Raw genomic sequence first — 11,973 nt, 5'->3', positions numbered from 1 at the left:
ATTTTCTAACTAATTTTTGAAAGCCTTAGTCTTAACATTCAAAGAGCTCTTAGGTATAGATTTATCCATTTTCTATACTATTCTCGCCAGAGTTCTTCAGGCAGGAGGTGGTCTTATCGTTGTTGGCTTAATATCGTTGTTTTTGACGAAGGAGGAACAGGGATACTATTATACCTTCGGTAGTGTAATAGCCATACAGGTATTTTTTGAATTAGGCCTTACTTCCATCATTACCCAATACGTAGCTCACGAAGCGGTTGATTTACAGTGGGTATCAGCTACGGAACTAACTGGCCCGCCCGAAAAGTTATCGCGTATCTCCTCAATTCTTATGCTTTGTCTGAAAGTATTTGGTATACTGTCGGCTTTGCTTTTCGTTCTCTTATTGACTGGTGGCCTAGTTTTCTTTTCGACCTATAAGACTGGTTCATCGACAGTGAGTTGGCAATTGCCCTGGGGTATCATGTGTTTGTCAACAGCACTGATGTTGACCATAAATCCGCTATTGTCTTTTCTGGAAGGGTTGGGGCAAGTGAAAGAAGTGGCTCAATTGCGGATGAAACAGCAACTTCTTACCTTATTTATTGTGGCTATCGTTTTTAGCGTCAAAGGTGGTTTATATGCGCAGGGCATCGCAAGCTTAGCCTCCTTTATTCTGTTAGCGGGCAGTATTTTCTTTTCGGCTAACAAGACATTATTGACCAACATATTTCGGCAGGCAGGCGCCTGGAAAATCTCTTATCGAAAAGAGATTTTCCCCTATCATTATAAAATTGCACTCAGTTGGATAAGTGGGTATTTAATTTTTCAGTTATTCAATCCGATCCTTTTTGCAACAGAAGGTCCTATCGTGGCCGGTCAAATGGGCATAACACTTGCTGCTCTGAACGGCGTTTCGTCTGTGTCGATGAGCTGGATTAATACCAAAGTTACTTTGTTCTCATCTCTTGTCGCCCGAAAAGAGTATACCCTTTTAGACACGATATTTAATAAGACAGTTGCTCAGTTAGCTGCAATTAATGCTGTGTTATTAATTACATTTGTTCTTGCACTACAAGGGTTAACGCTATTTAGTAATCCGCTCAATGGTCGCTTTTTGCCCTTTTTACCTGTTTTGCTATTGTGCATAGCGGTATTTATCAATCAGTTCGTTTTCTCCTGGGCCACTTATCTACGCTGCCATAAAAAAGAACCCTTCCTCTGGATTTCAGTACTAAGTGGTATTCTGTGTATGTTTTCTTCGCTGATACTAGGCAAACAATTTGGCGTGATGGGTATGGTAACGGGCTATACCGTACTAACGGCCCTTATTAGCGGTTTAGGAGGCTATTATGTTTTTGTCACCAAAAAAAGAGAGTGGCATCGAATCCCGAGAGAAGATACGGCAACTGTGTGAGCTAGCAAAAAAAGATGTTTTCTAGGGACCCATACCTTATTGATTGAGTTAATCGTCTATAAACCAGTTCGAGCATTTGTAAGCGAATGGTGTTAAGACTTAATCGAAACGAAAATGAAAGTATCCGATTATATAGCTGCATTTATCCATAAGCAAGGCATACATGTAGTGTTTGAGATGGCGGGAGGGATGATCACGCATATGCTTGATTCCATCGCTAACTATGAAGATATCAAGATCGTAAGCATGCACCATGAGCAGGCGGCCTCTTTTGCCGCTGATGCCTATGGCCGGGTAACAGGCAGACCAGGTATTGCCTTTGCCACATCGGGGCCTGGCGCAACAAACTTACTGACAGGAATCGGAAGTTGTTATTTTGACTCTTCACCTGCCCTGTTCATAACGGGGCAGGTAAACCTCCACGAGCAAAAAGGAGATAAGCAGATTAGACAGCTAGGCTTTCAGGAAACCGATATAGTTTCTATGGCCGAGCCTATTACCAAGGCAGCTTATCGAATTACTGACGCATCGCAGATAGAAAGCGTATTCAATGAGGCATTCTCCATCGCATTAAGCGGCCGTCCCGGTCCCGTCCTGATCGATATCCCGATGAATATTCAACGGGCAGATATTACCGTAGAGCCCATTTCATACGTTACCAAAGTTCTGGATGAGCGCTATGATTCCGTAAATTATGCAGAGTTGTTCGACTTAATAAAAGCGGCTGAAAAACCGGTCGTTTTAGCTGGAGGAGGCATCCGAGCGTCCGGCGCATGGCCTTTATTCAAGGAGTTTATCGAAGCAACAAACCTGCCGGTTATTGGCTCATTGATGGGCGTCGATGTACTACCCAGAGATAATAAAAACTTCGTTGGATTTCTGGGAAGCTACGGCAACCGATGGGCCAACATGTCAATCGGTTCGGCAGATTTACTAGTAGTACTTGGCAGTAGACTGGATATAAGACAGACAGGGGCCGACACTAATTTTTTTAGCCAGAAGAAAATTATCCACGTCGATTGTGAACTGGCAGAGATCAATAACCGCGTTAAAAACTGTTATACAGTTCATGATGACTTGATCCGCTTTTTCGATGGCGCTCTCAATTTTCTGAGTACAAGTGGCCGGGAGATTGATTCATACAGCGATTGGCACGCAGAGATTGCAGCGTTGAAAGCCACCTGGCCCGACACGAACGAGTTGCCGATGGTAAATGGAATCAACCCAAATGTGTTTATGCATGAGGTTTCCAAAAACGCAACGGATATTTTCGCCTGGGTAGCAGACGTAGGCAATCACCAGATGTGGGCGGCTCAATCGCTGGAAGTTTCTGCAACGCAACGCTTTATTAGTTCTGGTGGCATGGGAGCCATGGGCTTCGCTTTACCGGCGGCTATAGGTGCTTGCCTGGCATCGTCGCAGCCTGTGGTGGTAATCGCCGGTGATGGAGGTATTCAATTGAACATCCAGGAGCTTCAGACCATTGTACGCAACAACCTGCCAGTCAAAATTATTGTCATGAATAACCGGAATCTGGGTATGATCCGACAGTTTCAGGATAGTTATTTTGATTCGCGGTATCAGTCAACATTTTGGGGATATACCGCACCCGACTTCGAAAAGGTTGCGATTGCGTATGGCCTTCAGGCCGTTACCCTTGAAAAAGAAGAAGACGTCGCTGAGGCTGTCAACTGGTTTTCAGATGATACTGCCGACATAAAAGGCAAGCTATTACAAGTGATGATAGACCCCTACGCAAATGCCTATCCAAAAATCGCCTTTGGGAAGCCATTAACCGAAATGGAGCCTCAATCCGAACCGATTGCCATGGAAAGCACTTAACCTGAACAGGCACGATTGGTAAGTAACAGAATCTTGTTACTAATTTTGTGCGTATAAATAAAACGAGTGACAAAGGCTCAGGCAGCTTTCTTCACGAGTAAGGCTTTTAATCTATTTTACTCCAGCGGAGCTAATGACATCTACTTTCACCAACATCGATAGCAGTCTACTCGAACAACTGCTACCTATTTTAAAAAAGAATACGACCAGAGAAATTATAGCTGGCAAAGATTACATCCCTGTAACAGGCAAAGTAATTGATGAACAAGATCTTCTGTTAGGAATAGATTCTGTGATGGATGGCTGGCTGACGACCGGGCGTTTCGGCAAGAAATTTGAGTACCAGTTTGCCAAATACTTCGGTGCCAAATCGTCTGTCCTTGTCAACTCGGGCTCTTCGGCCAACTTATGCGCATTTTATGCATTGACTTCGCCCTCGTTAAAAGAGCGTCAAATTAAGCCCGGTGATGAAGTGATCACCGTTGCCGCTGGTTTCCCGACTACGGTAAATCCAATGATTCAGTACGGAGCCATTCCCGTATTTATCGACGTCGACATTCCAACATACAACGTAAAGTCAGAGCTTATTGAGGCTGCGGTTTCTCCGAAGACAAAAGCGATTATGATTGCCCATTCGCTGGGTAATCCGTTCGACCTGGAAACAGTAATGGCAGTTGCCAAAAAGTATAACCTTTGGGTCATTGAAGATGACTGCGACTCATTAGGCGCTACCTATCAGGGACGTAAAACGGGTACGTTTGGCGATTTGGCCACCGTATCGTTTTATCCTGCTCACCACATTACTATGGGTGAAGGAGGAGCGGTGCTTATCAATAATCCCAGATTGAAAATGATCGTCGAAAGTTTCCGTGACTGGGGGCGGGATTGCTACTGCGAGACGGGTAAGGACAACACCTGTCGCAAACGATTCGAATGGCAATTGGGTGACCTGCCGTTTGGGTACGATCATAAATACACCTACTCGCACATAGGGTTTAACTTAAAGGTAACGGACATGCAGGCGGCTATTGGCTTAAGCCAGTTGCAGAAAGCAGATACCTTCGTTGAGAAGCGCAGAGAAAATCACAAATTGCTGTATAAGATCTTAAAGCCATTTGAAGAGCACTTTATTCTGCCTGAGTCGACTCCTAACAGTGAGCCAAGCTGGTTTGGTTTCATGTTAACTATTCGCGAAGGAAGTCCAATAAGCCGTAGTGAATTGACCCAGTTCCTGGAAGAAAATAAAATTGGCACTAGACTATTATTTGCCGGTAACCTCATACGCCAGCCAGCCTATACGGGAATCGAACACAGAATAGTCGGCGATTTGACCAACACCGATATAATTATGAATCGGTCATTTTGGTTGGGTGTATGGCCTGGCTTAAATGAGAGTCATTATAATTATATTGCTGAAACAATAGCTAATTTTTTAAAAGAGTAGACTCCCTGGCTGTATAAAGAAAGTCTCAAGACTAGAACAGTTCTATTGTAGAAAGCGCTGTTCTAGTCTTAAATTTATTAAAGACTAATAGTTTATTAGGCCCAGGCATGGAAACTACGATGGCGGAAATACTAGAATTATTTATCATCACCTATAATCGTTCAACACACCTTGATAGTACGTTGCATCAATTAGTCGGCTGTCCCTTTTCCGGGTTCTCAATCACTATAGTAGATAATTGTTCGACTGATAATACGTATGAGATTTATTTAGCGTACAAAGAAAAATTTCCAAGATTAAATTACATAAGAAACAAAGTTAATATCGGAGCCGATGCTAATGTATTACGAGCTGCTGAGCTAAGTAACAATACCTATACCTGGATTTTATGTGATGATGATGAATATGATTTTGCCGATTGCGACGACATACTCGACGTTTTAGAAAAGGAAGAAGTTGATGCTGTAATGGTTGGCTGTCCAGATGTCTTTGGCTGGCCCAAAAAGGGCTTGTTCGACACGCCTAAAAACTTAATAAAAAAAGACTTTGCTTACTTTGGTGTACCCAGTTTTGTGCCAGGAAGCATATTCAAAACAAAATTATTTCAGGAACAGATTAGAGTTTCATATACCAATATTGTCAATTTATTTCCAGCAATGACTTACTATGTGAAATTGTATAATGAAGATAGACTTGTATATGTATGTAAGAATAAAGTTGTTAATGCTGCCGCTAAAGCAGAATACCAGTATACATACCTGCGGGTAATGGATGCGATCATAAACACATTCTACCTAATAGACTCACCAGAGGTAAGACAGAAAAGCTTTGACCAGACCTATCCTAATTTACCTTATAGAAGAACGGTAAAACATGCACTTATGATGCAGCAGAAAGGCAGTCCTATGTCGAAACGAACCATATTTCGGTACGTTAGTCTAGTAAACTGGAAGCGGAAAATAATATTTGTTTTGGCTTATATGGTAGCTCCCATTCTGAATAAATCTTCTTTTCAAAACCTTTATTTAAAATACATCAAGAAGGAATTAGTTAATCCTGTTTAGCATCTTTACTAAGATCAGCTTTAAAAGTATGAGTTATGTATTCATTTATTTAAATTAGATAACTCTTATTCATGCCAATTTGAAATAAAATTAGTTGCGGTTTTTAACATTACTAGTAGCTAAACAAAATTACTAGTTTTTTATCATTAATTCTCAGAATTCACTTTCTGTAAGAGTTTAGTTTTAATTGTTATAATAAAATGGAAATAGTTGTAAATGCGCGTTTTTTAACACAGCCAGTGACCGGAACTCAGCGATTCGCTATAGAACTGTGTCGTGAATTGAAAAAACTGAAGCCAGAGATCGTTTTAATGGCTCCGAATAATATATTACATCCATCTATTGCTGAAGAATTAGATGTTCAAGTTGTTGGTCGGATAAAAAAAGGAATCATCTGGGAACAAGTTGAGCTTCCGTTGATATTACGCCGTAACGGTAATCCACTTTTAGTTAATCTATGTAATCTAGCCCCAATTTTATATAGCAATAACATAGTCTCTATATTAGACTTATCTTTTCATATACATCCAGAGTGGTTTTCTAAACAGTTTTCTACATTATATAACATCTTCATCCCTAGAGCTGCCGCGCGAGCGCGTCATATTGTCACAATAAGTGAAAGCTCTAAACAGGATATAGTAAACTATTTCGGTATACAGCCATCTGCAATCGACATTGTTTATCCCAGTGTTTCAAAAGAGTTTGAGAATCCGCCTATAATAGTTTCTAATAAAGCATATGGGAAATACATATTGGCTGTATCATCTATTGATCCCCGAAAAAATTTTATTGGCCTTATCAAAGCTTTTAAAGCGTGTAATCTAGAGGATACCAAGCTTGTAATTGTTGGTTCCGAATATAAGGTATTTGCCAATAATGATATTAAATCGGAAGTAGGGGATGATAAACGAATTGTCTTCACAGGGTATGTAACAGATGATGAATTAGTAAGCCTATATCGTGAAGCCCTTGTTTTTGCTTATCCCTCGTTCTTTGAAGGGTTTGGTATACCACCTTTGGAAGCAATGGCTTGTGGCTGTCCTACCTTAGTGTCAAACACAACCTCATTACCCGAAGTATGTGGTGATGCTAGTATTTATGTTGATCCCTACAGTATTGATAGTATTCAAGGTGGCTTATTGAGTATTATAAACAACGATGCGTTGAGGCGTGCACTTATCGTAAAAGGCTATAACCAAATATCTAAATTTAATTGGACAGAATCAGCAAAGAAATTGTTGACTATTATAAATAGAATAAATAGTTTGAATTAGAGTTTGATCAGTAAAGTATTTTACTTTTCCTTAAGTATTAACATTGTATATCTCTATGGATGAAGCATTTGGCGGTATAATTAGATACGATCCTTGGTTACTAATAATAGACTTTATCTTTATTGTATACTTTCTAATTGATTGGTATGGCAATTATCGAAAAACAGGATCATATATTAATTATTGGTATTTTAATATGTTTTTGGTTTTTTTTGTGCCAATATTAATAATGTATCCATTTAATAGTTCAACTCTAAATGTTTTTACAGTTTTAGGTCCAGTTAATCTTTCCGTAATCGAAAAATCTATAAATGAAGCATATATAGTTACTATTGTAGGTTTTACTGCAGTATATTTAGGGAAATATATATATGATAATTTTAAACCGGTTATTTTGTTAGAAGTGATTATTTCACTATTCTCTAAAACTCTTGGTAAATTCTTCTCAGCTGTAGCTAAAGATAATATAATTGCAAAATCATTTGCTGTATTTTATATTACTTTACTAATTGGGTTTGTATTCATAATGTTTGTCTCAGGCCAATTAAAAAATCCTCGGGAATTTTTTATGTTAAATAAACAGTATGCGCCAATTTACACTTTTATATTATCGACCTTTGAGGTTACATTTTTAATTATATCGACTAGGGTGTTGCAGTACAAGTTTAAAATTGATAAAGTACTTTTCTTTTTGTTAATTATATTAGGTTTCTTTTTAGGAGTAAGAGCACCTATAATATGGGGTGGATTAAGCTTTGGAGTATTATACGTTTTAACCCATAAAAACGGATACATTCCTATTTATAAAGTTACTTTATTTATTATGGCTACACTTGTTGTCATAATGGGTCTCTCATTCATACGGAACAGTAGCAGAGACAGTGATATTGAATTTAATTTTGATATTGCCATGCTTTCTTTCTTACCTGAAATATTTTATGGCAATACCTTTTCCGATCTAAGGGATTTTAGTTGGGTATTAGGCTATTGGAATAGAGAACATTATTGGGGGCTTAGTTATATAGCTGCTTTTTTATCATTTATTCCATCATCGATATTTCCCATACGGGATTTGTATGGGATAGGTAAGATTACGGTTAGGGCTGCGGGTTTAGATATTGATACTCATCCAGGTTTGAGAATGGGCATGTTTGGGGAAATGTACATAAATTTTGGTATAATTGGCGTTGTGTTATTTGGAATTTTGTGGGGATATATATATCGTCGCCTTGATGTATTGACGAAAAGGTATGCGAAGGAAGGTAACATAATAAAAGTTACTAGCATAGTGGTTTACTCAAGCTTTATATCTTACCTTACAGTTTCTGCTGGGTTCTGGGGGTTCTATATAACTTCTTTTGTACTAGCAGTTTTATACTTCTTTACTAGGGTAAAATTTTCAAAATAAAATTATTGCTATTGGGTAGTGGCTTAACTGCGTTGATCGTTGAATAGGCCGATTGTCGTATCGTGGATCGCCACTGACTTTGAGAAGCAAATAGTTCGGCGGGTCAGTCGCTTTAAGTGTGTTCGAAGAGTAAGATACTTCCGTTCAAACCCTTGCAGTGCTGCTTTACTAACTAAGCGCAAGCTTTGAGCTAAGCAATCAAAGTAAGTTCGCTCCAGCGGCCCGGCACCAAAAGCCTGTTATCCAACTAATTAGCTTAATTTTAGATTGCTCTATAAGGCTAAGTAGCTGGCGAAACGTTTGGTTGGTACAGCGGCCAAAGACAAATGCAATAATCTCGCTTGTCACTGCATCCTCCACCCATCACAGCCAGCGGGGCTGTTTTTTCTTACCTACGTAAGACCGCTCGGCGGCCCGGCACATCTCGTCAACTTTGAGGCTCATTTTCAAGCCTCAAAATTGACGTACAAGGGGTTAACATGAACCACTTCACTCCCGCACGGGCGGCCCCGTTTTTTTTTAACTGAGCGCTGACAGTGTTCTGGTTAACACCTAAGATACGGTCGGACCGCCGATGCGGCAGTATCTCGTATGCCTGCTCCGTTAAGGACCATTTGAGTGATCTGCTCTTTGACCAAGGGGTCGCCGGCCTTTTGAGTGTAGGTTTGAACAAAGCCGGGCCGCCCTTTAGGTTTAAGGGCTGGTAAGAAACCAAGATTGGGTAGCTTACCAGTAGTCAACCAGAGTAGGGGACCTAACGGGCCGCCAAGGAGCTAGACCTAAGCACCGATTTAGTCCCTACCCTGTTTTGCCTGCCTAGACTCGGCGGGGTGGCCCGAGCCATAGAAAGTAGGGTTCGCGGCCAATGAAAGGCGGTCGGCCGCTGCCGGTCGAGTGAAAGCAAGGTGTTGACTACTCACCTAAAACTAAACAGCCGTATGGGTTTTTGCTACTTTGTCGGCATTAACATCGCCAAAGACACACTAGATTGGGCAGTTTACACCCAGCATGGTGCGCAGTACAGTACATACACTCCCAACACGTTAGCGGGTATCAAGACTGCCCTAGGCGAATGTAAGGCATTACCTGGCTGGAATCCCAAACAGGCCGTGTTCTGCCTAGAGCATACCGCTCAGGCGGCCCTGCGGTATCTACAACGCCCATCTGCTGGAGCTACTCCATGAGTTGAAACTCGCCGTTTGGCTGTAATCATCCGTGCAGATCAAGCAGGCAGGTGGCATGCAACGAGGCAAAACTGATAAAGTGGATGCTCAGCGCATTGCTCAGTATGCTTATTGCTTTCGCGACCAAATGCGCCTTTGGCCGGGCCGCCGTAGCGGAGCCGCCACGCGAGGTTATGCAAAAGTTAACCTTTCCGAGCGCTACCCGTAAACGACTTAATCAGGCTTATAATTTATTGGCCGTACCCGTTGCCGAGCAGGAAACTTTCATCAATCGTTCACTACAAAAATCGCTCAAAGGTAATGTCAAGAAATCACTGCTGGCCCTTAAAGAGGAACAGAAGGCCGTCGAACAAGCCATCAAATAACTTATTGAAGCCGACACTCGGCTGAAAGAATTATTTGACCTGATGGTTTCGGTGCCGGGAATCGGACCGGTGATTGCGACTGAACTGCTGATCACTACTAACGAGATGCAGACCATTAATGATCCTAAAAAATTAGCCGCATCGGCGGTCCGACTGCCATGCTGGCGTTGCTCCTTTTGAGTACCGCTCAGGGAGTAGCATCCGAGGCAAGACAAGAGTGAGTCATCAAGCCCGCAAACGGCTGAAATCGCTGATCCATATGAGCACAATGTCGGCCATCCAGGTAAAGGGCGAACTTCAGGACTATTATCATCGTAAATTGCGGGAGGGCAAGCACACCATGTTAGCGCTCAATGCGGTTCGTAACAACGGGGCCGCCCGTGCGGCTGATTCATCGGGTTTGTGCTGTTATGCGTCGGGGTGAAAAATATGACAAAAATTATGCACCAGCCCTTGCATAGACCATAGAAATCGGTGTGGTTCTGTTGCAGTCAAAGCATCGATAGCGTTGGGTGCCTGCACGGGTAGTACCATAGCCGGTCCGCCGGTGCGGTTCGACATGTTGGGTTTGCCCACAATGCTTACAGGAGGCTGCTGCTACGGCGGACCGTTTCTAAGACCATTCACAAAGATATCTGAACAAACGCAGTTAAGCCACTAATTAGCCATCGTAGTTTTTACTACATCATTTTATATGAAATTATCGGTTCCTGAATTGTTAAATTTTAGATATATTCTTACCACTAAATCTATCACGAACAGCCGTTACCCTCTTTTCAAATATATTATATTGAATATAAGAGCCTACAAGGCTTACTATCCAAATCATAAAGAAATTTAGTAAAGGATGTGTGTGGAAAATATAGTCCATAATCACAATAACTATTGGATGCAGAAGGTATAAGGAGTAAGAAATTAGACTAATAGTAATTATTACTCCTTTACCTATAGTATTTTTCCACTCTAGAGTAGAGAAGAAAGGAAGTGCCAGAGCTAATGTGAAGCTTATAAAGCTAAAGAAGAAGGTTTCAAGAAATCGACTAACTTGCCCACTGGGCATATTTGCATCAATATTATAATTTTCAATAAAATCGAACTTTAACTCTATAAGAAGTAATATTAAAAGAGTTAAGCTTATGTAGGCTAATATGTTTTTTCGTTTATTCCAGATTTTTGGATAATAGAATTTACAAAATGCAGCAAATACTCCTATAGATATACTATCAAGGCGTAGAAGCAATACCTTTCTGAAACCTTCATCCCATGGCCAATTAAAATTTTCCGATATATAAATTCGCAGAAGTAAAAAGCCTAAAATAAAGATAGTAAGCGTTATAATTAAGGAAGAATACTTGCTACTACTTATATACTGTATAAGAAATAGACATAATGGAAATAGCACGTAAAACCACTCTTCTACACTTAAACTCCAAGAGACGTCAAAGAAGGGCAGATGCGGATATGCAGGAGTTAGATTTTGTAGAAAAAAAATGTATAAGATATTTTTTATATTTGAGAAGATGAAAGTTTTAGTTTGAATAAAATACAATAGTGTATATATAATAAGCATTAAGTAATAATTGGGTAATGTTCTAAACCATCGCCGAATCCAGAAAATTTTAATACTTTCAAATCGTGTAAAGTTTTCTTCATAATGAACCTTTATTAAGATAGTACCTATTAGGAAACCGCTAAGTACAAAAAAAATTTCTACCCCTATCACCGCCCCATAAATAGATGCTATTTTAATAATGGAATTATTACCGACTAATCTAAGTGTATGCGCTAGTAACACACAAAGTATTGCTAGCGCTCTGAGTAAGTCCAAACCGAATACACGGCCTTCTATAGTTGATCGATTAATTAGTAAACGCATTATAATGTCAGTTTATTCAAGATAAGTAGTAAGTGACCTGGAATTAATTTGTAAAGAAAGCAACTTTCACCGTAAATATGGATACTCATACTAATTCTATGGCTTTATAGAGGTGTGTAC

At 40.4% G+C, this 11,973-nt stretch carries 13 protein-coding genes; 10 read left to right on the top strand and 3 right to left on the bottom strand.

All coding sequences use genetic code 11. The annotated features are described in order from the left end of the window. Window positions 1-16 precede the first annotated feature (16 nt). The 6 genes from ACYVAM_RS12700 to ACYVAM_RS12675 all read left to right on the top strand — a co-directional run bounded on the left by ACYVAM_RS12700 (window position 17) and on the right by ACYVAM_RS12675 (window position 8,428). Window positions 17-1,396 carry an MATE family efflux transporter gene (locus ACYVAM_RS12700; RefSeq protein WP_461067489.1) on the top strand — a complete coding sequence of 460 codons (1,380 nt, stop codon included), beginning with the start codon at window positions 17-19 and terminating at the stop codon, window positions 1,394-1,396. A 114-nt stretch (window positions 1,397-1,510) separates the two neighbouring features. After that, a complete protein-coding gene (locus ACYVAM_RS12695) occupies window positions 1,511-3,238 on the top strand; it encodes a thiamine pyrophosphate-binding protein (protein WP_461067488.1) in 1,728 nt (575 codons plus the stop codon). A gap of 133 nt (window positions 3,239-3,371) precedes the next feature. Next, on the top strand, window positions 3,372-4,682 hold the full coding sequence (gene rfbH / locus ACYVAM_RS12690; RefSeq protein WP_461067486.1) for a lipopolysaccharide biosynthesis protein RfbH: 1,311 nt from the start codon (window positions 3,372-3,374) through the stop codon (window positions 4,680-4,682). 107 nt (window positions 4,683-4,789) lie between these two features. Then, window positions 4,790-5,746: a glycosyltransferase family 2 protein gene (locus tag ACYVAM_RS12685; protein WP_461067485.1), complete on the top strand. Its 957-nt coding sequence runs from the start codon at window positions 4,790-4,792 to the stop codon at window positions 5,744-5,746. A gap of 200 nt (window positions 5,747-5,946) precedes the next feature. Continuing rightward, window positions 5,947-7,020, top strand: a complete 1,074-nt coding sequence (locus ACYVAM_RS12680; protein WP_461067483.1) for a glycosyltransferase family 4 protein — start codon at window positions 5,947-5,949, stop codon at window positions 7,018-7,020. A 55-nt stretch (window positions 7,021-7,075) separates the two neighbouring features. Continuing rightward, window positions 7,076-8,428: an O-antigen polymerase gene (locus ACYVAM_RS12675; RefSeq protein ID WP_461067481.1), complete on the top strand. Its 1,353-nt coding sequence runs from the start codon at window positions 7,076-7,078 to the stop codon at window positions 8,426-8,428. 23 nt (window positions 8,429-8,451) lie between these two features. Here ACYVAM_RS12675 and ACYVAM_RS12670 read toward each other — a convergent pair whose 3' ends face one another. Continuing rightward, window positions 8,452-8,646 carry an IS1 family transposase gene (locus ACYVAM_RS12670; RefSeq protein ID WP_461068317.1) on the bottom strand — a complete coding sequence of 65 codons (195 nt, stop codon included), beginning with the start codon at window positions 8,644-8,646 and terminating at the stop codon, window positions 8,452-8,454. Between the two features lie 327 nt (window positions 8,647-8,973). Beyond that, window positions 8,974-9,168: an IS1-like element transposase gene (locus ACYVAM_RS12665; RefSeq protein WP_461067479.1), complete on the bottom strand. Its 195-nt coding sequence runs from the start codon at window positions 9,166-9,168 to the stop codon at window positions 8,974-8,976. A 198-nt stretch (window positions 9,169-9,366) separates the two neighbouring features. Between ACYVAM_RS12665 and ACYVAM_RS12660 the strand changes: the two genes are divergently transcribed. The 4 genes from ACYVAM_RS12660 to ACYVAM_RS12645 all read left to right on the top strand — a co-directional run bounded on the left by ACYVAM_RS12660 (window position 9,367) and on the right by ACYVAM_RS12645 (window position 10,401). Beyond that, the gene (locus ACYVAM_RS12660) at window positions 9,367-9,612 is read left to right on the top strand and encodes an IS110 family transposase (RefSeq protein WP_461067477.1); all 246 of its coding nucleotides are present in this window, start codon (window positions 9,367-9,369) and stop codon (window positions 9,610-9,612) included. A gap of 104 nt (window positions 9,613-9,716) precedes the next feature. Beyond that, a complete protein-coding gene (locus ACYVAM_RS12655; protein ID WP_461067475.1) occupies window positions 9,717-9,977 on the top strand; it encodes a hypothetical protein in 261 nt (86 codons plus the stop codon). Between the two features lie 42 nt (window positions 9,978-10,019). After that, complete coding sequence (locus tag ACYVAM_RS12650) at window positions 10,020-10,157, top strand: transposase (protein ID WP_461067473.1); 138 nt, start codon at window positions 10,020-10,022, stop codon at window positions 10,155-10,157. Between the two features lie 37 nt (window positions 10,158-10,194). Next, complete coding sequence (locus ACYVAM_RS12645; RefSeq protein ID WP_461067471.1) at window positions 10,195-10,401, top strand: hypothetical protein; 207 nt, start codon at window positions 10,195-10,197, stop codon at window positions 10,399-10,401. A gap of 294 nt (window positions 10,402-10,695) precedes the next feature. Here ACYVAM_RS12645 and ACYVAM_RS12640 read toward each other — a convergent pair whose 3' ends face one another. After that, the gene (locus ACYVAM_RS12640) at window positions 10,696-11,853 is read right to left on the bottom strand and encodes an acyltransferase family protein (protein ID WP_461067469.1); all 1,158 of its coding nucleotides are present in this window, start codon (window positions 11,851-11,853) and stop codon (window positions 10,696-10,698) included. Window positions 11,854-11,973: the final 120 nt, after the last annotated feature.

The sequence above is a fragment of the Spirosoma horti genome (genome assembly GCF_054776595.1).
The sequence above is the reverse complement of the archived record's forward strand: the minus strand, read 5'-3'. Positions and strand labels throughout refer to the sequence as shown.